This window comes from Natronorubrum halalkaliphilum, from assembly GCF_009834785.1.
Taxonomy (GTDB): Archaea; Halobacteriota; Halobacteria; order Halobacteriales; family Natrialbaceae; genus Natronorubrum; species Natronorubrum halalkaliphilum.
The window spans coordinates 87,640-110,810 of sequence record NZ_WUYX01000021.1 but is presented as its reverse complement, the minus strand read 5'-3'; the positions used below and the strand labels follow the sequence as shown (position 1 = coordinate 110,810).

General features: G+C 64.3%; 26 protein-coding genes and 1 pseudogene. 14 read left to right on the top strand and 13 right to left on the bottom strand.

Annotation, left to right across the window (positions count from 1 at the left end; genetic code table 11):
* Positions 1-77 precede the first annotated feature (77 nt).
* A pseudogene (locus GS429_RS05810) lies at positions 78-1,370 on the top strand (ATP-dependent DNA helicase); the annotation flags it as partial.
* A gap of 171 nt (positions 1,371-1,541) precedes the next feature.
* Here GS429_RS05810 and GS429_RS05805 read toward each other — a convergent pair.
* Entirely contained in the window at positions 1,542-1,853 is a 312-nt protein-coding gene (locus GS429_RS05805) for a DUF7521 family protein (protein WP_160063587.1), read from the bottom strand.
* A gap of 270 nt (positions 1,854-2,123) precedes the next feature.
* The gene (locus GS429_RS05800; protein WP_160063585.1) at positions 2,124-3,323 is read right to left on the bottom strand and encodes a thiamine ABC transporter substrate-binding protein; all 1,200 of its coding nucleotides are present in this window, start codon (positions 3,321-3,323) and stop codon (positions 2,124-2,126) included.
* 89 nt (positions 3,324-3,412) lie between these two features.
* Between GS429_RS05800 and GS429_RS05795 the strand changes: the two genes are divergently transcribed.
* Together GS429_RS05795 and GS429_RS05790 are read left to right on the top strand one after the other, a co-directional pair.
* Positions 3,413-4,549, top strand: coding sequence for an AI-2E family transporter (locus GS429_RS05795; RefSeq protein WP_328821262.1), 1,137 nt, complete (start codon positions 3,413-3,415; stop codon positions 4,547-4,549).
* A 261-nt stretch (positions 4,550-4,810) separates the two neighbouring features.
* Positions 4,811-5,365, top strand: a complete 555-nt coding sequence (locus GS429_RS05790) for a DUF5518 domain-containing protein (RefSeq protein WP_160063583.1) — start codon at positions 4,811-4,813, stop codon at positions 5,363-5,365.
* Between the two features lie 39 nt (positions 5,366-5,404).
* On the opposite strand, the gene GS429_RS05785 is transcribed toward GS429_RS05790, so the two are convergent.
* The 3 genes from GS429_RS05785 to GS429_RS05775 form a co-directional block, all read right to left on the bottom strand.
* Complete coding sequence (locus tag GS429_RS05785) at positions 5,405-6,715, bottom strand: ABC transporter permease (RefSeq protein ID WP_160063581.1); 1,311 nt, start codon at positions 6,713-6,715, stop codon at positions 5,405-5,407.
* Entirely contained in the window at positions 6,715-7,512 is a 798-nt protein-coding gene (locus GS429_RS05780; protein WP_160063579.1) for an ABC transporter ATP-binding protein, read from the bottom strand. Before GS429_RS05780 ends, GS429_RS05785 begins: the two co-directional genes overlap by 1 nt.
* Before the next feature lie 103 nt (positions 7,513-7,615).
* Entirely contained in the window at positions 7,616-8,023 is a 408-nt protein-coding gene (locus GS429_RS05775) for a DUF5788 family protein (RefSeq protein WP_160063611.1), read from the bottom strand.
* A gap of 144 nt (positions 8,024-8,167) precedes the next feature.
* Here GS429_RS05775 and GS429_RS05770 point away from each other — a divergent pair, with 144 nt between their 5' ends.
* The 3 genes from GS429_RS05770 (at position 8,168) to rpiA (ending at position 10,890) form a co-directional block, all read left to right on the top strand.
* A complete protein-coding gene (locus GS429_RS05770) occupies positions 8,168-9,100 on the top strand; it encodes an ABC transporter ATP-binding protein (RefSeq protein ID WP_328821261.1) in 933 nt (310 codons plus the stop codon).
* The gene (locus GS429_RS05765) at positions 9,097-9,948 is read left to right on the top strand and encodes an ABC transporter permease (protein WP_328821260.1); all 852 of its coding nucleotides are present in this window, start codon (positions 9,097-9,099) and stop codon (positions 9,946-9,948) included. The genes GS429_RS05770 and GS429_RS05765 overlap by 4 nt, the downstream gene beginning before the upstream one ends.
* 234 nt (positions 9,949-10,182) lie before the next feature.
* Positions 10,183-10,890, top strand: coding sequence for a ribose-5-phosphate isomerase RpiA (gene rpiA / locus GS429_RS05760; protein WP_160063577.1), 708 nt, complete (start codon positions 10,183-10,185; stop codon positions 10,888-10,890).
* A gap of 1 nt (position 10,891) precedes the next feature.
* Here the strand turns inward: rpiA and GS429_RS05755 are convergent, their stop codons facing one another.
* Together GS429_RS05755 and GS429_RS05750 are read right to left on the bottom strand one after the other, a co-directional pair.
* Positions 10,892-11,308: a hypothetical protein gene (locus tag GS429_RS05755; RefSeq protein WP_160063575.1), complete on the bottom strand. Its 417-nt coding sequence runs from the start codon at positions 11,306-11,308 to the stop codon at positions 10,892-10,894.
* Between the two features lie 61 nt (positions 11,309-11,369).
* The gene (locus GS429_RS05750) at positions 11,370-11,804 is read right to left on the bottom strand and encodes a hypothetical protein (protein WP_160063573.1); all 435 of its coding nucleotides are present in this window, start codon (positions 11,802-11,804) and stop codon (positions 11,370-11,372) included.
* Positions 11,805-11,951: 147 nt separating this feature from the next.
* On the opposite strand from GS429_RS05750, the gene fni reads away from it, so the two are divergent.
* The gene (gene fni, locus GS429_RS05745; RefSeq protein WP_160063571.1) at positions 11,952-13,013 is read left to right on the top strand and encodes a type 2 isopentenyl-diphosphate Delta-isomerase; all 1,062 of its coding nucleotides are present in this window, start codon (positions 11,952-11,954) and stop codon (positions 13,011-13,013) included.
* 101 nt (positions 13,014-13,114) lie between these two features.
* Here fni and GS429_RS05740 read toward each other — a convergent pair whose 3' ends face one another.
* Entirely contained in the window at positions 13,115-13,282 is a 168-nt protein-coding gene (locus tag GS429_RS05740; protein ID WP_005578700.1) for a DUF1931 family protein, read from the bottom strand.
* A 279-nt stretch (positions 13,283-13,561) separates the two neighbouring features.
* Here GS429_RS05740 and larB point away from each other — a divergent pair, with 279 nt between their 5' ends.
* The 4 genes from larB (at position 13,562) to GS429_RS05725 (ending at position 16,041) form a co-directional block, all read left to right on the top strand.
* Positions 13,562-14,320, top strand: coding sequence for a nickel pincer cofactor biosynthesis protein LarB (gene larB, locus GS429_RS05735; protein ID WP_160063569.1), 759 nt, complete (start codon positions 13,562-13,564; stop codon positions 14,318-14,320).
* A gap of 128 nt (positions 14,321-14,448) precedes the next feature.
* A complete protein-coding gene (locus GS429_RS21750) occupies positions 14,449-14,598 on the top strand; it encodes a DUF7563 family protein (RefSeq protein WP_201293963.1) in 150 nt (49 codons plus the stop codon).
* Positions 14,599-14,682: 84 nt separating this feature from the next.
* The gene (locus tag GS429_RS05730; RefSeq protein WP_160063567.1) at positions 14,683-14,931 is read left to right on the top strand and encodes a GIY-YIG nuclease family protein; all 249 of its coding nucleotides are present in this window, start codon (positions 14,683-14,685) and stop codon (positions 14,929-14,931) included.
* A gap of 84 nt (positions 14,932-15,015) precedes the next feature.
* On the top strand, positions 15,016-16,041 hold the full coding sequence (locus GS429_RS05725) for a DUF8054 domain-containing protein (protein ID WP_160063565.1): 1,026 nt from the start codon (positions 15,016-15,018) through the stop codon (positions 16,039-16,041).
* A 29-nt stretch (positions 16,042-16,070) separates the two neighbouring features.
* Here the strand turns inward: GS429_RS05725 and GS429_RS05720 are convergent, their stop codons facing one another.
* Complete coding sequence (locus GS429_RS05720; protein WP_160063563.1) at positions 16,071-16,664, bottom strand: NADPH-dependent FMN reductase; 594 nt, start codon at positions 16,662-16,664, stop codon at positions 16,071-16,073.
* 167 nt (positions 16,665-16,831) lie between these two features.
* Between GS429_RS05720 and GS429_RS05715 the strand changes: the two genes are divergently transcribed.
* Positions 16,832-18,232, top strand: coding sequence for a phosphoglucomutase/phosphomannomutase family protein (locus GS429_RS05715; protein ID WP_160063561.1), 1,401 nt, complete (start codon positions 16,832-16,834; stop codon positions 18,230-18,232).
* A gap of 224 nt (positions 18,233-18,456) precedes the next feature.
* Entirely contained in the window at positions 18,457-18,828 is a 372-nt protein-coding gene (locus GS429_RS05710; protein WP_160063559.1) for a hypothetical protein, read from the top strand.
* A 34-nt stretch (positions 18,829-18,862) separates the two neighbouring features.
* Here GS429_RS05710 and cysE read toward each other — a convergent pair whose 3' ends face one another.
* The 4 genes from cysE to GS429_RS05690 all read right to left on the bottom strand — a co-directional run bounded on the left by cysE (position 18,863) and on the right by GS429_RS05690 (position 22,162).
* Positions 18,863-19,372, bottom strand: coding sequence for a serine O-acetyltransferase (gene cysE, locus GS429_RS05705; RefSeq protein ID WP_160063557.1), 510 nt, complete (start codon positions 19,370-19,372; stop codon positions 18,863-18,865).
* 230 nt (positions 19,373-19,602) lie between these two features.
* A complete protein-coding gene (locus tag GS429_RS05700; protein ID WP_160063555.1) occupies positions 19,603-20,673 on the bottom strand; it encodes an aminotransferase class I/II-fold pyridoxal phosphate-dependent enzyme in 1,071 nt (356 codons plus the stop codon).
* A gap of 66 nt (positions 20,674-20,739) precedes the next feature.
* On the bottom strand, positions 20,740-21,408 hold the full coding sequence (locus GS429_RS05695; protein WP_160063553.1) for a metallophosphoesterase family protein: 669 nt from the start codon (positions 21,406-21,408) through the stop codon (positions 20,740-20,742).
* Between the two features lie 163 nt (positions 21,409-21,571).
* Positions 21,572-22,162, bottom strand: a complete 591-nt coding sequence (locus tag GS429_RS05690) for an IMP cyclohydrolase (protein WP_160063551.1) — start codon at positions 22,160-22,162, stop codon at positions 21,572-21,574.
* Between the two features lie 118 nt (positions 22,163-22,280).
* Here GS429_RS05690 and GS429_RS22090 point away from each other — a divergent pair, with 118 nt between their 5' ends.
* Positions 22,281-23,066 carry a homing endonuclease associated repeat-containing protein gene (locus tag GS429_RS22090; protein WP_328821259.1) on the top strand — a complete coding sequence of 262 codons (786 nt, stop codon included), beginning with the start codon at positions 22,281-22,283 and terminating at the stop codon, positions 23,064-23,066.
* Positions 23,067-23,171: the final 105 nt, after the last annotated feature.

Below are 23,171 nucleotides of genomic sequence, written 5' to 3'. Positions count from 1 at the left end.
CTTCGCCGAGTCGTCAGCAGCAATGAGATGATCTCACGGGCTCACGCTGTGCCGGCTGTCGAGACCTCGGGGTAAACACATACGAGGAACTCAACCGAACGCTCGAGTTCGTCCGGGACCTTCGCGAGGAACTCGACCGTCGTGTGACTGCCTTTCTCGACCGGAAACACAGGGGGTGGCAGTCGAATTTGAACGATCTCCGGGACGAGGAGATTCCGCTTCGCGATCCCGCCGACCCCGCCGAAGACGAACTCACGACGTGGGCCAGAGAGGCGGGCTACGGCGACGCCGACTGGGTCCGCGCCGAATCCGTCGGAGCCGTCGCCGAACGGATTCTGAACGAGGCCGAAGACGAGGATCGGGCTCGTGCGGCCCCCGCCGTCGGCCGCGTCCTCGGCGAGTGGTACCGCCGGGATCACACCGACTACTTTCGGGAGATCGAACTCGAGCGCACCTGGGACGACACCGAACCGGCCGACTCGTGGCGGCGAGCCTACAACGCTCGACTGGCCTTGCACAACTGTGTGCCGAGCGACGCCATCGGCGAGCGACTCGGCGCGTTCGGCGGCGGCATCCTCATGAGCGCGACCCTGGAGCCGATGGACGCGTTCACGGAGGTCACGGGCCTCGATTACCTCGCGCTCGAGGAGGACCGACCGGTCGTCGAACGCCGCTATGGTCTGCACTTCCCCGCGGAAAACCGCGAGAGTTTCGCGGTCGCGGCGCCGAAGTTCACCTACGACAACCGTGATCGGCCGGGAACTGAGAACCCGACTCGCAGGCACTACGCCGACGCCATCTCGAAAGTCGGTCGCCTCCCGGGGAACGTCCTCGTCGGGATGCCCAGTTACGCCGAGGCCGAGTGGATCGCGGGCACGCTCGAGGACCGACTCGACAAACCCGTGTTGCTCGACGCCGCGAGCGACGACGACACAACCCAGTCGCTCAAACGCGAATTCTTCGCGGGCGAGGGGAAGGTGCTCGTCACCAGTCTCCGCGGGACCCTGACCGAGGGCGTCGACTACAGCGGCGACCGGCTCTCGGCGGCGGTGGTCTGTGGCGTCCCCATCGTCAACACCTCGAGTCCGCGCACGAAGGCGGTCCGCCGGGCCTACGACGATGAGTTCGGCGACGGCTTTACGTACGCGCTGACGATTCCCGCGGTTCGAAAGGCGCGCCAGGCCATCGGTCGCGTCATCCGTTCGCCCGAGGACGTCGGCGTTCGCGTCCTCTTAGACGAGCGCTACGCTCGCGATAGCTGGGATTCGGTCAGACAGTTCCTGCCCGACGACGGCGAGTTTCAGACTGTCAGCCCGGACATGCTCGATATGGGGCTCGACCGATTCCGGGATCGCCTCGAGAGCCGGTGACGGACCGCGGACAATGCAGGTAAGCAGTGTGTAGCTCGTTTCAGTTGCGCAGTTGCGGCTGTAGTCGGGCCCGAAGACGGCGCGGCCTTCAGACGGTCTGCTGTACGTCAGTGCCGTCGCGATTCCAAGATCTCTCGAGACCGCCCCGAAACACGGGTACAGCGGCCCGTCTCAGTCGGACCGCTGTAGCGTGACCGTCGTTGTCATCTCCGTCTCCGCGTACAGCGAGTAGAGCAAGAACGCAAATCCACCCGCGGTACACGCACTTTGAATCGTGACGCCGAGTGCGACGTTTCCGGCGAACAGGTGCGCGATCGCGCCGCCGACCGACCCGGCGACGATGAAGCCGAACCCGATCGCGACCGCGCGGAGCGCTCTCGAGCCGGTTCGTCGAAACGCCCGATAGGCGAGCAACGCGACCGCACCGCCGGTGAGCAGCGTTGCGGTGTTCGTAACGGCGATGAGGAGCGTGTATTCGTTCATGTGTTGCGGTGACCGTCGATCCGTATCGTTTCATACTGTCAGACAGAACGACGTGAAGCCGATCGTTCTGCTGGAGTCCTCACCGACGGCGACGACCCCGAATTCACGATCGGCTTCGTATCGACTGCTGTCCGACAGTATCACCATCAGCTCGAGTACCACCGGAATTCGGATGCCTCGAGCGCCGGTCTCTCTACCGGTTACTGCGCGGTTGTGATATTTAGTGGGGCCGCCAGTTCTCAGTCGGAAGGAATGTGGTGGGGTTCGCTACTAGTTGCCGTCTTCGTCCCCGTTCCCGTTCTCGGTTCCGTCTCCATCTCCATTCCCGTCCCCGTCTTCGACCAGATGCTCGTCGAACCTGTCCGTCCAGTCGCCGAGCCAGTCGCCGATACTCCCGCGGAGTTCGGTGTAGCTGATACTGACCGGCTCCGGCGGCTCCCGTCTGTACTCTCCGAACGCGGGGTGGAGTTCGACGTCTCGGATGGCCGGAAACTGGACGTTTCGTCGAGCGAGTTCGATCTGGGCCTCGGTCGAGAGGACGAACTCGAGAAACGCGTAGGCGAGATCGGGAGCACGCGCCCCCTCAAAGATGCCCATGCCCTCGGGGACTGCGTACCCTTCGTCGTTCGGGAACGCAACCCGATGGCGTTCCATGTCGTACTCCTCCGCCGCGGCGAACACGGGATCGGCCGAGTAGGAGACGACCATCGGTCGCTCTTCTCCCATGTAGGCGTCGTTGTACGCGTCGCTCCAGGACTCGTGTATCCGAACGCCGTTCGCCGCGAGCTCCTCCCAGTACTCGAGGGCGTCGTCCGGTCCGGCGGTCTCGATCAGCCAGAGCAGGAACGCTTGCCCCGGAATCGAGGTTCCGGGATGTTGAGCCAGCAGCGTGTCTTCGTACTCGTCCTCGAGCAACTCGGCGAACGTGTCGGGCGCGTCGAGTTCGCGCTCGTCGTAGACGAGGCTGACGTAGCCTGCATCGTAGGTGAGCGCCCGGTTGTGCGGATCGCCGAGGTCGAGGCCGTCGCGGATGCGTTCGGCACCCTCGACCCGCTTGAGGTTGAGTTCGCGGAGGAGCCCGCCGGCTCCAACCCTGTCGTCGATTCGAGCGAGATCGCCGACCGTGAACCCGAAGAGCACGTCGACGTCGATCTCGGTGTCGTACTCGCCGCGTCGAACGTAGTGCTCGACGCCCGACTCCGGGAGCACCCACTCGATTTCGGCGTCGGGATAGGTCTCTTCGAACGCTTCGGCGAGCCACGGTCCGGCCGGGTTCGTTCCCGTGACCATCGACCGGTAGGTCGCGATCCGAAGCGTCCCGTCGTGATCGGGATCTTCCGGTTCGGTGTCTTCATCGTCGGGTCCGTCCGGCGGCTCGTCGTCGCCGTTCCGGGTCGTACAGCCGGCGAGACCGGCTAATGCCCCTCCGCTTGCTCCTCCGATGGCCCGAACGACCGTCCGACGTTTCATTCACCGGGGATACGAACTGCGGACATAAGTCTCGTTCCCAACTTTCTTCGGGACCGAAAGGTTTTATCGCCCCAGTGTGACCCACGGGTGTGACAGCGAACGCGAACGAGAAGGGGAACGGGAACGCAGACCGATCCCGACGGTACGTCCTCGCGGGTCTCGTCGGCGTACTCGGGATCATTACCGGCGGCATTCTGCTCGACGTTCTCGGGACGATTCTGTTTGCACTGACGGTCGCCTACGTCCTGTTGCCCGTCCAGGGCTGGTTGGTCAGACGCGGTCTCTCGGAGTGGCTGTCGGCCGTCGCCGCGACCGTAATCGGCTTTGTGAGCGCAATCGCGGTCTTCTCGCCGATTTTCATCACGCTCTACTTTCGGTTCGATCAGGTACTGGGCGTCGTCGAGGGGATCCCTCGAGAGGTCCCCGTGACGGTCTTCGACGTCACGTATACGATCGAAGTCGCGCAGGTCCAGTCGCTCGCGATCGACTTCCTGAGCACCACCGCCGTCTCGCTCGCCTCGGCGCTACCGGTGCTCGCGATCAAGTTCGCCCTGTTCGTCATCCTCCTGTTCGGGCTCTTGCTCAAGGGTGATGCCGCCGGTCGGGCCGCTATCGCGCCGGTACCACACGAGTACCGCGACATCGTTTACGCGCTCGCTCAACGGGCACGCGAAACGTTGTACGCGATTTACGTGCTCCAGCTCGCGACGTCGGTCGCGACGCTGATCATCGGCTATCCGTTGTTCTCGCTGCTCGGCTACGACGCCGCGTTTACTCTCGCGATGATCGCCGCAATTTTGCAGTTCGTGCCGATCATCGGCCCGAGTCTGCTCATCGTTCCGATCGCGCTCTATCACGTCGTGGCGGGCGAACTCGTCGCGGCCGTCCTCGTCGGCGTCCTCGGAATCGCGCTCATCGCCTGGTTCCCGGACGTCGGAATCCGTCCGCGTCTCGCCCGCCGGTCCGCGGGGATGCCCGGTAGCCTCTACTTCGTCGGCTTCACGGGCGGGCTCTTTACCCTCGGTGCGATCGGTATCGTCGTCGGCCCGCTGATCGTCGCCGTCTTCGTCGAAGCTGTCGACCTCCTCGCAGACGAGGTCAACGGGAGCACGACGTTTACCGAACTCGTCGAGGCCGATGTCGAGGAGCCACCGGGCGACCGTACCGGCACCGAAACCACGATGACGCCGCCCGAGGAATCCGGCTCGCGACCGGCCGACGACTGATACGGTTTGCTGTAGTCAATTACTGCCGATCACCGACCCCGTCCCTGGTGATCGGCGGTACATAGTTACAGTAATACGTATGAGACGGTTTGCTGTACCGATGTACCGGTGGGACCGCAAGCCGTCCTGCGGTCCAATCGGAAACGACTGAGAGCAGACAGTGTGAGGACTCGGTAACCGACTTCTGGACCCCGGTTCGTAACTCGGCCGTCCATCTTCGGTACCACCGTTACTTTTCTCCGTACCGCTCGTTTTCTCCGTATGATCTCCGCAAAAACGGTGCTCAACGCGATCGTTGGAGCCGTCATCGGCGTCTTGCTCTCGTTCGTCCCGCTTTCGACCGTCCTCGGAGGCGTCGCCGCGGGCTTTCTCGAAGGAGCTGACCCTCGCGAGGGTGCGCTCGTGGGGGCGCTTTCGGGCGCGATCGCGTTCCTCCCGATCGCCGGTATCGCGATCTTCGGACTCGGCGTTCTCGGGTTCGGGATGGGGATCGCAGCGGCCCCGCTCGATGGATTCGCGGTTATCGCAGCCTTCGTCGTCGTCGCTGTGATAGTCGTGTTCCTCTACACCGTCGGTCTGTCGCTGCTCGGTGGCTATCTCGGGGCCTACCTCGCACGAGAGTATCCGGAGCAACGCGCCCGGATCCGGGAGGCGATTGGACTGTCGCCGTCGTCTCCGTCCCCGTCCCGGAGGGTCGAACCGGCCCGGCCGCGGGAACCGCGGCGAGACTCGTCGCGGGAACGCGACCGCGAGAGCGATCGCCCGTACGCGGACGACTCGAGGCGCGGTCACGATACCGAACGGGATCGATCGTAACGGGCACCCGTCGTCGATCGAATCACCACCTGCGGCCGCTCATTCGTATCTGAGCGCGTCGATCGGATCGGTTCGTGCGGCCCGCCAGGCCGGATACAGCCCGGAACCGATCCCCACGAAAATCCCGACGGCGATCGCCAGCGCGACGTATTCGTAGGGGTAGACCAGCGGGAGATCGATGTACCACGCGCCCAGATAGCCAGCGACGAGTCCCAGCGCCGTCCCCAGAATCGCGCCGACCACGCCGAGTATTATTGCCTCGGCCAGAAACAGGCCCAGTATCTCTCGATTCTGCGCGCCGATCGCTTTCATAATCCCGATCTCGCGGGTCCGTTCGGTCACCGAGACCAGCATGATGTTCGCGATGCCGATCGAGCCGACCAGCAACGAAATCGCCGCGATGCCGACGATGAAGTTCTGCAGGAGTTCCAGAACGTCCTCTAACTGCTGGAGTAACTCCGCGCTCGTCTGGAGGGTCACCTCGAGGTCGTCGCCGAGCAACTCGCCGGCGTCGGAGTCGTCGCCCTCGAGGTAGGCAATCGCGCTCTCTCGAGCGCCGTCGATATCCCCTTCGTCGGCCGATTCGGCTTCGACGATGATCGCGAGGAAGAGCGCGTCGTCGCCCGCTCCCGTCTCTTGATCGGCGTCAGCATCGCTATTCTCACCGGGACCGCCGTCACCGCCCGGGATCGCGCCTGCGGCGTCCTCCGTGTAGAACGGATCCGTCGGCACGTAAACGCGCGGCGAGGGCTCGAACCCTTCGAACGGGCTCAGTCCCTCGGAGCTCTCGGTGATGCCGACGACGGTGACGGTCGTCTGCTGGCCGCCCTGTAGCGCGATGGTCAACTCGTCGCCGACGGTGACGTCCTCCTCGAACTGACCGGCGACGGCCGGGTTGATGACCGCCTCGCGCTCGCCCTGTTCGAACTGTTCGCCTTCGTCGAGGCTGCTCTCCCTGATGTACGGCGGCCCGGCCGCCACCAGCGCGTCGCTCTGTGGCGATAGCTCCCCGTCGTAAACGAGCGCCTGGGTCGATAACGGCATGTAGCCGTAGGCCGCCTCGATATCACCGTCGTCGTCCAGCGTGTCGAGGTCGTCCTGACTGAAGACCGGTTGGGCACCCGCGAGCGGACCGCCCTCGGTATCGGGATCGGCGGCCCAGCCGTAGATGTTGCGCTGATCGTCGGGGCTGATGTCGCCGATAACGCCCGCCTGCAGGCTCGCGCCCAGCGTGACGAACGCAATCACCGCGGCGATACCGATCACGATTCCGAGCGTCGTCAGCGACGAGCGCAGTTTGTGGCCCCGGATCGAACGCCAGGAGAGTCGGAGGCTCTCGAGCGGTCGCATCAGGGGCTCACTCCGCTGGAGTCGCTGAACTCGCTTACTTCGCTCGACCCGCTGGACGGACTCGAGGACCCCTCACCGGCCCCGTCGAGGGCCTCGATACGCTCGATTTTACCGTCGAGCAGGTGGACGATCCGTTCTGCGCGTTCGGCGACGTGGCGCTCGTGGGTAACGACGACCATCGTCGTTCCGGCGTCGTGAAACTCCGCGAAGAGATCGAGGATGTCGGCTTCGGTCTCCGTATCGAGGTTACCCGAGGGCTCGTCGGCCAACACGATGGCGGGGTCGTTGACCAGCGCTCGAGCCAGCGCGACCCGCTGGCGCTGCCCGCCCGAGAGCTCGTTCGGCAGGTGGTCTTCGCGATCCGCGAGGCCGACGCGATCGAGCAGTTCCCGGGCCCGATCGCGGCGCTCCGAGCGGTCGACGTTCTGGAACAACTGGGGCAAGGCGACGTTCTCGAGGGCGGTCAGTCTGGGCATCAGGTTGAACGTCTGGAAGACGAAGCCGACGGTCGTTCCGCGAAGGGTGGTTCGCTCGCGGTCGTCGAGGGCCGCGACGTCCTCGCCGTCGACGACGACGGTGCCGTCCGTCGGCGTATCGAGACAGCCCACGAGGTTCATCAGCGTCGACTTGCCCGAGCCGCTCGGGCCCATGATCGCCGTATACGACCCCCGCGGAATCTCGAGGGAGACGCCGTCTAGGGCGTGGACCGGCTCACCGAGCTGGTAGGTCTTGCGAACGTTCTCGAGGGTGACTGCGGTGCCAGTTCCGGGTGCAGCCCCGGTAGCCGGTGGTTCCATGCGGCCCCCTACACCGTCGTCGCGAAAAAAGGCCGAGCCAAACGGGCGGTTTCGCCGAGCGGTACCGGCCGGGCCTTCGAGGGTGGTTGCGATAGCCGATGCCCTAGCCCCGGATCGACTTCAGGAAGTCGAGCCAGCGCTCGTGACCGTCGATCGTCGCGGATCGGGCCTGCGAACCGAATCGCTCCCGGCGGAGGCTCCGAAGCGCGTTCGACGCGCGGTCGATGCCGACGATCGCCTCGACGAGCTGCTCGCCCTCCTCGCGGTCGATCGGTGCCGACTCGAGTCGCTCGACGAGGCGTTTACGTTCGGCGGTCAGTTCCCGCTCGGTCTCCCTGACGAGCGGCTTGACGTCGTCGGGAATCCCCTCGACTTTTCGGGTCTCGATCAGGAACTCCTCGAGCGCCAGTTCGTTCGCGCCGACGGTGATCGTCTCGGGCAACTCCTGTCCGATAGTTGCGCTCTGGCGATTGGCGCGCTCGAGGAGCGCACGTCGGTCGGCCGCGTCCATATCGGCGGTGGGATCTGTCACAACAAGCCAATTTTGGTGTGAGACTAAGTTGTTACTGTAACGACGTCCGCTTCCGTTCCCTCGACCGATCGAATGAAGAAAACTATATGTCTTTGGAATAACAAAACTGCAAGTAATTAAACCGTGACTGCTATCGATATCTCCGAGGCGACGAAGCGATACGGGAACGAAACGGCCCTCGAGGGGCTCGACCTTTCCGTCCAGCGCGGCGAAATCTACGGCTTTCTCGGTCCGAACGGCGCGGGCAAGTCGACCACGATCAACCTGATCCTCGATTTTATTCGGCCGTCCGCGGGCGAGGTGCAGGTGTTCGGACTCGACGCCCGCGAGGACAGCCTCGAGATCCGATCTCGAACGGGTATTCTCCCGGAAGGCACCGAGTGCTACGACCGGCTGACCGGCCGCCAACACGTCGAGTTCGCGATCGAATCGAAGGCGGCGGACGACGACCCCAACGCCCTGCTCGAGCGAGTGGGTATCGCCGACGCGGCCGGCAAGAAGGCCGGCGGCTACTCGAAAGGGATGGCTCAGCGACTCATGCTCGCGACGGCGCTCGTGGACGACCCCGACCTTCTCATTCTGGACGAACCCTCGACGGGTCTCGATCCCAACGGAGCCCGAGAGATGCGCGATATCATCCGCGAGGAGAACGAACGCGGCGCGACCGTCTTCTTCTCGAGCCACGTCCTGGGACAGGTCGAAGCGATCTGTGACCGCGTCGGCATTCTCCGGGACGGCCACCTGATCGCCGAAGACACCGTCGAAGGGCTGCGGGACTCCATGCCGAATCAGACCCGACTTCGCGTTCAGGTCGATCGAATTCCAGCGGACTCATCGGCTGCCCTCGAGGCGCTCGAATCGATCGACGGCGTCTCGGAGGTCTCAGCCGACGGAACGACGCTCGTCGTCGCCTGCGAGGATCGAGCGAAGACGGCCGTCTTGCGAACGATCGAGGAGTACGACGTCTCGGTCGAGGACTTCGCGACCGACGAGTCCTCGCTCGAGGATCTGTTCATGGCCTATACGTCGAACGATCGAACGGAGGTGACGCCGTGAGCGCGATCACCGTCGCCAAGAAGGACTTCCGCGATGCCGTCCGGTCGCGAACGCTGCTCGCGCTGACCCTGGTGTTCGCCCTGTTTACGTTCGGCGGGGCGTTTCTCGCCTCCTGGACCGCAGAGCTGTTCGGGGAGATCGAGGGAGATGGTGCACAAACCACGATGGACCTCCTCTTCGCCCTCCAGACGCCCGCGAGTTTCCTCGTTCCGATCATCGCGCTGGTCGTCGGCTACGCGGCCATCGCCGGCGAGCGAGAGAGCGGGAGCCTGAAGTTCCTGCTCGGACTGCCCCACACGCGCCGAGATGTCGTGCTCGGCAAGATTCTCGGCCGGACGGCCGTCGTCGCCGTCTCGATTCTCGTCGGCTTCGCCGTCGGGCTGGTCGGACTCGTCACGTTCGTCGGCTCCGTCTCGGTCGTCGACTATCTCCTGTTTACGCTGGTGACGATCCTGTTCGGGTTCGTCTACGTCTGTATCGGCGTGGGCCTCTCCTCGATGACGCGTTCGACGACCAAGGCGGCCGTCGGTGCGCTCGGCATGGTCCTCCTGTTCTGGTTCGTCTGGGGGATCGCCGCCCAGCTGGTGCTGTTCTGGCGGGAAGGCAGTTTCATGGTCGAGTCGTTCCCCGAATGGTATCTCAGCGTCGTCTCCCTGCCCCCGGACTCGGCCTACGCCGCGGCGCTCGGGACCATCCTCGGTGAAGACGGGTTTACCATGGCCAGCATCTACGAAACCGAGAGCCTGCCGCTCCTCGCGGAGCCGTGGTTCGGCTTCGTCCTGCTCGCATTCTGGGCGCTCGTTCCGCTCGGATTCGGTCTCTGGCGTTTCGATCGAGCCGATCTCTGATACGTACTGCCGTACCGATCTCCCGGCGCGACCACGGCCCGTTCGCGGTTGTACGGTACTGATACTGCCGGACAGAACGATTCGAAGATCGGTCGCGCTACTGCGGCCGTCATCCTCGAGGACGGCCGCGAATCCGTGACCGACTTCTCAGTGACTGCTGTCCGACAGTATGAGTTCAGGCTGTCTGGGCGTCGAACTACAACGTTTTTCCCGTCGCCCCTCGGGGTATACCCCATGAAGACGGAGGGTGGCTCCGACGCGGCGAAACGTCGGGCCGGCGAACGCGCAGCCGAGGAAGTCGAAGACGGATTCGTCGTCGGACTCGGCACCGGCTCGACGACGGCCTACGCGATCAGAGCGATCGGTCGAGCCGTCGACGACGGCCTCGAGGTACGGGGGATTCCGACCTCGTTTCAGTCCCGCCAGCTGGCGCTCGAGGTCGGGATTCCGGTGACGTCTCTCGACGCGGCCGACGGTGTAGACCTCGCGATCGACGGCGCGGATCAGGTGGTCGACGACCCCGAAGCGGCGGGGTACGGCGCGCTCATCAAGGGCGGCGGCGCAGCGCACACGCGGGAGAAACTCGTCGATTCGACGGCCGATCGGTTCGTCGTCGTCGCGGATCCCTCGAAGCTCGCGCCGGCGCTCGAACGATCGGTCCCGGTCGAAGTCGTTCCCGACGCACACACCGTCGTCGCCGATCGCATTCGAGATCTGGGCGGCGAGCCGTCGCTTCGGGACGCGACACGGAAGGACGGCCCGGTCGTCACCGACAACGGCAACCTCGTGCTCGACTGTGCGTTCGGATCGATCGACGATCCGGACGCGCTCGCGACGGTACTCTCGGGGCTGCCGGGCGTCCTCGAGCACGGGCTGTTCGTCGGGCTGGCGGACGCGACCTACGTCGGTCGCGAGAACGGGGTCGACGTACGGACCTACTGAGTCAGGTGTTCGTCGACGCGGTTTCGGTGTTCCGTCCGGCGGCACGGACCGCGCGCAGGCCGACGACGAGGAAACAGCCGCCGAGGAGACGGGTCAGCGGGCGGATCCAGGACTTCTCTTCGAGTTCGTCCGAATTCTCGTAGGCGAGGTCGAGACCGGCGGCAAGGGCCTGTCGCGGCACCAGTATCATCACTAATCCGATCACACTGAGCGGCCGTTTGAGGATGGACGTGTGTTCGGGGTGGCGGCTGAGCAGCCAGACAACGACGATCCCCTTGAACCGGCCCGCCTGCAGCGTCCACGGTCGCAGCCTGCCGTCGTCGGGGTTCTCGAAGGCGAGTTGTTCGACGGCGTCGACGATTCGGTTCGGTGCGATACTCAGCAACAGTCCCAGCGCGAGGGCGAGCGGTCGTCGCATACCGTTCGTAGGGATGCCAATCGCAAAACGGTTGGCCGTGGTCGTCGACGTTGCCCTCGAGTCATGCCGACTCAGACGAGGTTGCCGACTTCGCCGACGCAGCCCCGTCCGGCTCGTCGCTGCGCTTCGAGAGCACGACCACGAGCAGGTAAAGCCCCCCGAGCGCTCGGGCTGCGGGCTCGATCCACGGCTTCAATTCGAGCTCGTCGGTGTTCTCGTAAACCAGTCGTTGACTAAGTTCGATGATCGGTTGCGGAAGCAGTACGAGGGCGATTCCGGCCAGTCCGAGCAGCGTACTGACGACCGTCGAGCCCGTTCGGCCGCGAACGAGTAGCCACACGAAGATGAGGCCCTCGAGTCGGGCACCCAGCAGCGCCTGCGGACGCAACTGTGCCTCGTCGGGGTTTTCCAGACCGATCCGTTCGCACATGTCGATGACCGGCTGGGGCCTGACGATCTCAACGCAGCCGAACCCGATCAAGAGTTTCCGAAGCATGTTCGATCACGGGTACATCGGCTACCGGGAAAAAACTCGAGTCGGCTGTCGGCTGTCGGCTGTCGGCTGTCCCGTTCCCGGTCGGCGGTCACTATCGATGGACAGCTTTTCAACGGCGTCCGGCTAGGTTTCGTTTGAGACGATTCGATGCCCGAAACATCCGACCGGAAAGACGATCACATCCGTATTATCGAGGACGAAGACGTCGAGACCTCTGGAGCGGGATTCGCCGACATCGATCTGGTTCACGAGGCGCTCCCGGAGATCCATCGCGACGAGATCGAGACCAGGACGCCGCTGTTCGGCCACGAGTTGTCGGCACCGATCGTCATCGAGAGCATGACCGGCGGCCACCCGAACACGACGAAGATCAACCGCGCGCTCGCCGAAGCCGCCCAGCGAACGAACGTCGCCATGGGCGTCGGGAGCCAGCGCGCGGGTCTCGAACTCGACGACGAAGCGCTTCTCGAGTCCTACACCGTTGTCCGGGACGTCGCCCCCGACGCGTTCCTCTACGGCAACGTCGGTGCGGCCCAGTTGCTAGAGTACGACGTCGACGACGTCGAACAAGCCGTCGAGATGATCGACGCCGACGCGATGGCGGTACATCTAAACTTCCTGCAAGAAGCCGTCCAGCCCGAAGGCGACGTCGACGCACGCGGCTGTCTCGAAGCCATCGAACGGGTGGCCGCCGACCTCTCGGTTCCGGTCGTCGTCAAGGAGACCGGAAACGGAATCGCCCGAGAGACGGCCGAGCGCCTCGCCGACGCCGGCGTCGACGCCATCGACGTCGCCGGACAGGGCGGCACCACCTGGTCGGGAATCGAATCCTACAGGGCGGCCGCCGTCGGCGCATCGCGCCAGGAACAGATCGGCCAACTGTTCCGTGCGTGGGGCGTGCCGACCGCGGTCAGCACGCTCGAGGCGGCGTCGGTCCACGACTGCGTCATCGCCAGCGGCGGCGTTCGTTCGGGACTCGACATCGCGAAGGCGATCGCGCTCGGCGCTCGCGCCGGCGGTCTCGCGAAGCCGTTCCTCGGGCCGGCCGGACAGGGAACGGACGCCGTCGTCGACCTGATCGAAACGCTCACGCTGGAGTTACGAACCGCGATGTTCGTCACCGGTTCGGCGACCGTCGACGAACTCCGGTCGGCCGACTACGTGATTCGAGGCCGAACGAACGAGTACGTCGAACAGCGACGCGACTAGGCACTGATTATCGTTAGTTACTGTTACTGCTGTGTTCGCGATTGGCCACTGCCGTCGCTGTCTTCCGTAGCGTCGTCAAAAAATCGAGCAACTGGCGTACCTTACAGGTCGCGGGGCTGGACCGTCTTCCGGTCGTTTGCTTCTGCGCGTCGGGCGGCGTCCTCGAGAAGCTCGTCGACTTCCTCGTCGAGTGCTTCGTAGAAGTCCGAGGCGACGTTCTTGTCATCGAGCGCTTCCTTTACGGCGGCTTTGACGATAAGGTCTGCCATACGATATACGGATATCGCGTTACCCAATATAAATGCTTTGGTTACGATCTGGAATACGGGGGTTGCAGCGGTTAACCCGCCCGTTTCGACGGTGGTTCCCACCGGAAAGTATATGTCCAATGAATCTGCGAACCGAGTTCGACCGCCATCGACGGGTGAAATCTGGCTCGCGCGCGCTGCTCTGACCGTTCGTGTGCGCTTGCGGGTTCTCGGTTCGAGGCTGTTCGGTCGCGTCGATCGGTCGACGGATTGGAGTACGGTCGTTCCCGAGTACCGTGTATGCGCGAACTCCTCGAGGCCGTTGCCGACGGCTCCCTGTCGCCGGCGACAGCCGAAGCCGAACTTATGGGCTACGTAACCGGTGATGCAGGCCGGTTGGACGCGGCCCGACAGCAGCGTCGCGGGATTCCGGAAGCGATCCTCGCCGAAGGAAAATCACCTGAACAGGTCGTTGCTCTTGCGGAAACCGCCCTCGAGACGACCGACCGAGCACTCGTCACCCGAATCTCGGACCGCCAGTTCGATGCCCTCGAGACGAGTCTCGATGAGACGGCTCCCGATGCCACGCTCGAACGACGAGGGTCGACGGTTCGCGTGCTATCGGCCGACTACGAGCAGCCGTCGCTCGCGGCGACGGTCGGTATCGTCACGGCGGGAACGGTCGACGGACCGGTCGCCGCCGAGGCCGAGGTCGTCTGTGCCGACGCGGGTGCCACGATTGACCGGGTCGACGACGTCGGCGTTGCGGCACTCGACCGCACGCTCGATCAGGTCGACCGACTCCGGGACGCCGATGTCTTGATCGTTGCCGCCGGCCGCGAGGGGGCCCTGCCGACGGTTATTGCCGGTCTCGTTAACACGCCGGTCATCGGTGTGCCGGTCTCGAGTGGCTACGGCCACGGCGGCGGCGGCGAAGCAGCGCTTGCAGGGATGTTACAGTCGTGTACCGTCCTTTCGGTCGTCAATATCGATGCGGGGTTCGTCGCCGGTGCACAGGCTGTATTGATCGCTCGAGCAATCGACGCTGGCCGTAACTGAAACTGACTGCCGCCTACCGAAAAAATATTCTTCCAACATACGAAAGCCAAACGGCGTTTGGGGAAGGTTATTTATCTATTCGCCGGATAGAATCGTATACCGGCTTCGGCCGGTGTGACCATTGCCCAATGCCCAAGTGTGACCACTGTGACGCGCACGTTTCCGAGCGCTTTGCACGCGTCTTCGCCGATGCGAACGGCGAAATCCGGGCGTGTATCAGCTGCTCGGCCAACGCTGGGATCGCAGAAGCCGCCCGAGAACGCGCTCGCGGTACCTGATCCCGCCCGAGAATCGCGACCGACCACCACGTGTCCGCGCCTCCGTTACGTGGCGCTTTTTACGTCCCGTTCGAACGCTATCGTATGACCGGTCACGTCGTCTACGTCCTCGAGTGTGCCGACGGCTCGCTGTACACCGGGTATACGACCGACCTCGAGCGACGGGTCGGCGAACACAACGCGGGCGAGGGCGCGAAGTACACCCGCGGCCGAACACCCGTCGAACTCCGCTACCACGAGCGGTTCGACTCGAAATCCGCCGCGATGTCTCGAGAGTACGAGATCAAACAGCTCTCTCGTCGGGCGAAGGAACGACTCGTCGGTCTCGAGTAACGCTTGCATCCCTCGTCTTCCCCTCTCAGTTCGGCTTATCCGTCCGAAAAACAGATAGTATTAGGGACACATTATCGGTATGAAATGGATCTCGATATCGTCGACGACCTCAAACAACCGGAGTACACCGGCGACAACCGGTGTGAGCCGTGTACGATTTTGAACCTGGCCATCGCCGTAGTTGCGGGTTCGATCATCGCGCGCAAATCCAAACTCGGCGGCCTGATCGCGGTCGGCGTCTCGATCGCACTCATCTATCTCCGGGGCTATCTCGTCCCGGGCACCCCGACGCTCACCAAGCGGTATCTCCCGCCGGAAGTCCTGCGCTGGTTCGGCAAGGAGCCGGACCCCGAACTGGCCAGCGGCCTCGGCGCCGTCGACAGCGCGTCGGCAGCTGCCACCGACGGATCCGAGTCCGAAACGGGTAGTTCGGCGGCTGACAGAACCGAAGTCGCGACGTACGACGAAGAGGCCGCCGTCGAGGCCGGCGAGGAAGCTGGTAGCGGGACCGGGACGGCCGAGGTGGCCGAATCGGAAGGCCAGGAGCAGGGACAAGAACCGGAACGAGACGAACTCGACCTCGAGACGTACTTCCTCGACCACGACGTGCTCGAGCCCTGTGCCGATCGGGACGACCTCTGTCTCACCGACGCGTTCGAGGACGCCTGGTTCGAGGAAATCGAAGCGCTCGACGCGTCGACTATCGACGCCGCGGACGCCGTCGACGCGTTCGGATTCGATGCCGACCCCGACGCGTTCGACCTCGAGTCCCGCGACGACGCGACACTGCTCCGTTCCGATCGGGGCGTCGCCGGTCGCTGGCCGTCGCAGGCCGCGATACTCGCCGATATTACCGCGAGTCGCACCCTCGAGAACTGGACTCCTGATCCCCAATGGAACGTCCACGAGCCCGAGACGAAAGGGCAGGTGCTCAACGGGCTCCGGATGTTCCTCGAGACGTGTCCGACCGGCGGCGAGGTGAGCATGGGAGAGGAGGTCGTCGAGTCCTGTTGTAGCTCGCACGAGGTCGTCGCCGTGACCTGCGACGAGACCGGCGAACGACTCTTCGAACAACGGGTTAACACCTCGACGAAACGGATGCAGCGGTAGCTCGTTCGAAACGTAGCTCGCTGAAATCGTCAGTCGTCGGCGGCTGCCGACCGCGACGACGTGACGGTTGGATCGATAAACGCGTATTCGACGAGGTTGCGGCCGAGTTTCTCGACCCGTTCCTGTAGGTCAGGATCGCGAAAGCGCCGTCCGTCGACGGCGTCGGGGTCGGCTTCGAACTTGTCGGACGCGTTTCGGAGGCCGACCTGATGGGGCAGGACCCAGCCGTGGACGCCTCGAACGGTAATTCGCAGGTGATCGAGCGTCGAGCCGTAGCTGCCGCCGCCGGCGGTTGCCAGCAGTCCGACGGTGGTGTCGTCGTACTCGTCCCAGCCGCAGTAGTCGTGGAAGTTCTTCAGCGCGCCGGAGTAGGAGCCATGGTAGACCGGCGTTCCGAGCGCGACGGCGTCGGCGTCGCGGACGATCTCCATCGCGGCCTCTGCGTCGCCCTGTTCGTCGACATCGGGATCGTAGACGGGGAGGTCGTACTCCTGTAAGTCGAGCAACGTCGTCTCCCCACCGGCATCGTCGGCAGCCTGAAGCGCGTATTTCAGCGCCGTTCGCGTGTAGCTCGTCTCGCGGAGGCTGCCGTTGACGGCGACGATGGAGGGGGTGTGGCTCATGTGTCTCGTAAGGACGACGGTCGGGAAAACACCGTTGCAATCATTCACCGAGTGTCCGTCGCGTTGGCGACCGCATACCCGTTACCGATCCGATCGTCGGTTCTTCGTCCCGTTTCGCAGTTAACCGACAGCGTCGCCTTTTTCGCCGCCGGCATAGACGTGCGCGTATGGAGACGATCAGCTTCGGGACTGACGGCTGGCGAGCGACGTTAGCAGAGTTCACGACGCCGCGCGTACGGATGGTCGGACAGGCCGTCGCGACGTATCTGCACGAGGAAGGCCTTGAGGGGACGGTTGCGGTCGGCTACGACGCCCGCGAGACTTCGCGCGGATTCGCCGAAGAACTGGCGCGGGTGCTGTGCGGGAACGGCTTCGACGTGATCATGCCGGAGCGCGATCGGCCGACGCCGCTCGTCGCCCACGCCATCGTCGAGCGCGACCTCGTGGGCGGGTTCGCCATCACCGCCTCGCACAACCCGCCGGAGTACAACGGCGTGAAGTTCATTCCGGAAGACGGTGCGCCGGCGCTGCCCGACGTGACCGACGCGATCGCGGAGCGCCTCGCCGAACCGGATCCGCTCCCCGAAGCCGAACACGGGACCGTCCGAGAGGTCGACCTCACAACTCCACACGCCGACGCCGCCCTCGAGTTAGTCGAGGAGATTACCGGCAGCGCCGACCTCTCGGCCGCGGAGCTGACGGTCGCCTACGACGCCATGCACGGCAGCGGACGGGGGACCACCGACGCCCTGCTCGAGCGCGCTGGCGCGTCGCTCGAACTCCTGCGCTGCGAGCGCGATCCCGAGTTCGGCGGCGGCGCGCCCGAACCCGCACCCGAGAACCTGGACTCGCTAATCGATCTGGTCACCGGCGAGGAAACCGATGCGGATCTGGGGGTCGCAAACGACGGCGACGCGGATCGCATCGCCATCGTCACGCCCGAACGGGGCTACCTCGACGAGAACCTGTTTTTCGCCGCACTCTACGACTACCTGCTCGAGGACGATTCGGGCTCGGTGGTCCGGACCGTCTCGACGACCTACCTGATCGACCGCGTCGCCGAGGCCCGGGGTGAGACCGTCCACGAGGTCCCGGTCGGGTTCAAGTGGGTCGCCGAAGCGATCGGCGAACACGACGCCCTCGTCGGCGGCGAGGAGTCCGGCGGCTTCACCGTTCGGGGGCACGTCCGCGAAAAAGACGGCGTCCTGATGGCGCTGCTCGCGGCCGCGATGCACGCCGCCGAACCGCTTGACGACCGCGTCGACCGACTGCTCGAGGAGCACGGCACCGTCGTCCAGGACAAGATCAGCGTGTCCTGTCCCGACCACGAGAAAGCGCGAGTGCTCTCGGATCTCGAGGACGAAATTCCCGAAACCGTCTCGGGAACGACGGTCGAGGGCGTCAACACCGCCGACGGCTTCAAGCTCCAACTCGCCGACGGCTCGTGGCTGTTGATCCGTCCCAGCGGAACCGAGCCAGTACTGCGGGTCTACGCCGAAGCCGAAGACGAGCGGCGAGTTGGGGAGTTGCTCGAGGCCGGCGAGGCGTTGGTCGATCCGCTGGTCTGACACGAACGGTTGTCCGTCGGTTCCGATTGAGGCCGTGACCTTCCGTCGGTTCCGATTGAGGCCGCGACTCTTCGTCGGAAACACCGAAAAACCGGAGCTAACTGAACCACATGATTGGGGGTTCGATCGCTTCGGCGGCTCGAAACCGCTCGTGACCCGTTTCTCGTCGCCGGGTTGCGTGCTCCGGGCCCCTCTTTACCAGCGTCGGACCCGATCCTACGGACATGAGCAAAGGCAACCGCGAGGACGCCGCGTACACGGAACTCACTCCGGACTCCTGGCACCAAAACGACAAGGGGAACTACTACATCGACTGTCCGGAGTGTGGCTCCGCGGCGACGCTCATGAACGTCGTCAAACACGGCCGCTGTAACGGGTATCTCGACCAACAGGAGGGAGAGACCGAACTCGACGAAGAAACCTTCGACTGTACGGCGAAACTCTGGTTCGAACTCGGGTATACGTCCAATCCCGACCCCGAGGCTACCGAGTCGAACGCCGAACAGTCCGCCGAGAGCGTCTCGACGGGCGAGGGCGTCCCTGCGGAGGGATCCCCTGCAGGTTCGGACGGGACGGTAAACGACGATCAGCAGTAGTCGCACATCGATGGCCGTTCGTCCGCTTCGAGGGTTACTCCACTCGTTCTGCCGGGACGCCGGCAACAGTCGCGCCAGGTTCGACGTCCCGGGTGACGACCGATCCCGCCCCGACGGCGGCGTCTTCGCCGACCGTAATGTCGCCTAACAGCGTCGCGTTCGCGCCGAGTTGAGCACCGCTCTCGACCGTCGGATGTCGTTTGACCGGCTCGTTCGTCCCGCCGCCGAGCGTGACGCCGTGATACATGTGAACGTCGTCGCCGATTTCGGCCGTCTCGCCGATGACGATACCCATTCCGTGATCGATCGTCACCCGTCGACCGATCGTCGCCCCGGGGTGGATCTCGACCCCCGTTAGCAGCCGGACGATGTGTGACAGTAGCCGTGCGAGCAGCCGAAAGCCGCGGTTCCAGAGCCAGTGGATGAGTCCGTGGGCCCAGACGGCGTGGAGCCCGGGATAACAGAGCACGACCTCGAGACACCCCGTCGCGGCGGGGTCGCGCTCGCACATCGTCCGGGCGTCTTCACGCAGTCGTCCGAACATGTGTCTGTGACCGTGGCTGTGAATCCGGGGTAACGGTGGAAAAGCGACGCTGGTGGACTCGCGCCGACGCTCGAGTCGGTGCCAGATGACACCGGGCCACAACGTGACGCGGGCGTTTGCTGTCGGTACACGCGGTGTGGCCGGTGGATAGCATGGACGAACCTAGCAGTCCAGTCCGTGTAAAAAGATTCGTTTCTCGCCCCGCTGCGGTCGGTCCCGTAGACGCGTTGTCAGCCGTACGTTTCGATGTGTCGACCGATTCGCTCGAGGCCCGCCTCGAGTTCGTCGGTGTGCAGACCGAATCCGATTCGGAATCGGTTCGGATAGCCGAAGACCTCGCCGGGCGCGAGGACGACGCTCTCGGCCTCGAACAGCGTTCGACAGAACTCCTTGCCGTTCTCGAACCCGTCCGGAATCGTCGGGAAGCCGTTGACGCCCGTCGGTTCGTACCACTCCAGATCGTAGCGGTCGACGAACTCGGCGACGCGTTCGCGGTTTGCCCTCGCGTGACGACGGTTGGCCGCGAGAATGTCGGCTTCCTGCTCGCCGAGCGCCTGTTCAGCGATGTGTTGCCCGATAATCGGCGGCGAAATCGTCGTATAGTCCTTCCACTTCCGAACCCGGTCCGCGAGTCCTTGCTCTGCGACGACCCATCCGAGACGCGCCCCCGCGAGGCCGTAGGACTTCGAGACGCCGGCGGTCGACATCGCTCGCGGTCCGAGCGACGCAGCGGGGGCGTGCGGGTCAGCGGCCAGCATCCGGTAGACTTCATCGACGAGGAGGAAGGCGTCGCGGTCCTCGACGAGGTCGTACAGCGCCTGTACCGTCTCCAGCTCGAGGTACTTACCCGTCGGATTGCTCGGATTCGTGAGCACGACGAGTCGCGTTTCCGGGCGCATCGCCTCCGCGACGGCATCGACGGAGAGCTCCCAGTCAGGCGGCTCGGTCCGGACTTCGGTTACCTCGCCGATGGCGGCGGGGACGCTCGCGAGCGACTGGTAGGTCGGGGAGACGACCACGCTGTGGTCACCTTCCTCCAGGAGCGCCGTGAACGTGAGGTAGTCCGCTTCTTGCGTGCCGCAGGTGAGAACGACCTCCGCAGCGTCGCGCCCGTACCGTTCGGCGATCTTCGCCCGGAACGCCGGGGAGCCGTCGGTCGGGATGACGTAGCCGAGTTCGCCGACGTCGAGATCGAACCGATCGGCGGGAAGACTCCGAACGCCGCTTTCGGCGAGCATCAGGTCGGCGTCGGGCTCGTAGTTGTCGAGCCACCGCTCCAGTTCGAACGGAGGAATCTCCATAGGGGGTATCAGCGGAGACGAATCATATACCCTCTGTTCAGCACGCGACCGATCGACCCTCCCGCGTCACTTCCCGCGGGCTAACCGTTGCCCGATCCGGTCGGGGAGTCCCGCTTCCGTAACGGCTTCCTGAACAGCTTCGATATCGTACTCGACGCGGTGCGTTTCGACGGTCAATCCGTCGAGGTCGACCACCGCGTACCCCGCCCGCGGATCGCCGTCTCGCGGTTGCCCGACGCTGCCCGGATTGACCACGATCCCCTCCGCAAACTGCTCGACGCCCTGGACGTGCGTGTGGCCGAGCACGAGGACGTCTTCGTCCTCGAGCAGGCCGGGCGAGAACTCCTTCGGGTAGGTGTACCGGGTGTATCGGTCCGGGTCGTCGGGATGGCCGTGGACGAGTTTTACCCGCCCGTCGCAGGCGAGTCGCTCTTCGGGCAGGGACTCGAGCCACGCGAGCTGATCCTCCTCGAGGCGTGTTTTAGCGTGCTCGACGCCGGCCCGCGCCATCCCGTTGAATCGGAACGCGGTTCCCTCGACGACCGCGGCGTCGTGGTTGCCCATCACCGTCGGGACGTTCCGATCCCGGAGTACGTCGACGCAGTCGCCGGGCCAGGGATTGTAGCCGACGACGTCGCCGGCACACAGGAGCTGATCGACCGGCGGCATCGCCTCGAGGACGGCCTCGAGAGCGACCCGATTGCTGTGGACGTCCGAAATGAGTCCGACCTTCATGTCCGTCGCTAACAGTAGCAAGGGGTTTGTAGGTTAGCCGCTCGCTGTTCGAGTGCGATGCGGGACAGACCGCTCGCGAACGTGACTGCGAACGGGGCTGTTAGTGGGGAACCGGGACTCGGCGACGGCTGCGTCGGTTTCAGTTTCGGTTTCGGTTTCGGTTTCAGCTTCCGTTCTCGATCGCAGTCTCGAAACCGTCGTCCGTCCGCGCGATGCCAGCCGCACAGACGGCGTGTTCGAACTCGAGGTCGTAGACCGCTTGCGCCGCGTCTTCGGCACTCTCGGCCTCGAGATCGAACGCCTCGGGCGTGTCCTTCTCGTAGGTCGCCACCAGCGTCGGTTCGTCGACGGTTTCGATGAGCAGGGCGTCCTTCCGAACCGTGCCGATCAGCGCCTCGCCGTCGCCGCCGATCGTCGCCGCGATGCGGGGCGTGTCGTAGTCGTCCTTTTCGTAATCCAGCGCCAGCAGACTCTCCGCAAGGGCGTCTCGAGCGGGATACCCCAACTCGAGTTTCTCTGCGATCGGATCGACATGGGAGCCGTTGCCGAACGCGGCCGTCTCGCCCGTCGGCGTGTCGACGACACGCAGGCAGTTGTAGGAGACGTAGGGGTTGTCCGTCTCCGGGGCGTCTTCCGTGGGGCCGACGGTGAGGGACTCCTCTCGTGCGGTGATCTCTCGGTTCGGGAACGAGCGCGAAGAGACGCGGTACGCGCCGACTTCGGGACCGACAACGACGAATCGTCCGACGTACATATGCGTGAGTGTGCGGGAGGGAGGAAAAGGAATGTCGGTTCGGACTCGAGCGGTGATTCATCGAAACTGTGTACTTTTCGGGCTATGATTTATATACGAAGCCGCGGCCAACTGCCGTGTGACGACTGAAGCGGCGTGTCTTGAGGCGCTACAGGAAGCCGCGGATCGACTTGGCGAGTCGCCGACGAAAGCCCAGTACGAGGAGCTAGGGCTGACGCCCGCGTCGGCGACGATTATCCGGACGTGTGGCGGCTGGAACGAGGCGAAAGAGCGTGCTGGACTGGAAACGTCCCACTCCAGGGGCCCTCGAGTCGGCCCGGAACCGGACGATGTCGAACTCCCCGCGGGAACGTCCTGGGGGGAACTCAGCGTGGACCAGCGGTGGCACTATCGGAACGCCGAGTGGAACAAAGAGCGGACGTCACGTCGTCGGTCTCGGCTTCGTTCGTGGATCAACGAGCGAAAGAGTGAACGAGGCTGTTCACGATGTGACGTCAATTCTGCCGCCTGTTTGGACTTCCACCACACTGACGAGACGACAAAGGAGATGGCGGTCGGGCGAATGGTAACCTTCGGCTACGGGAAAGACGCACTCCGGGAGGAAATTTCGAAGTGTGAGGTTCTGTGTGCGAACTGCCACCGGAAACTGCATTACACACAGCCGAGACAGGGACGCCGACGATGGGTTCACAGTCGAAAGCGAGAGTCCGGATGTGGAAGGTGTGATGAGTCGGACCCCGCCTGTCTGGACTTCCATCACCACGGTGATAAAAAGGAGGCCACCGTCGCGAAACTCGTCTCCAACGGTCACCTGATAGACCGTATCCGATCCGAAATCGATCGGTGTCTTGTTCTCTGTGCGAATTGTCACCGAAAAGAACACCACACGCCTCCGATAGCGTAATTGATATCCGACTCTCTCGTGTCGAGTTACCCACCCGAGACTTATACTGATCATCGTACCGTCTCGTGATTTGCCCGATCGAGTTCGTAACACTCTAATACGAAC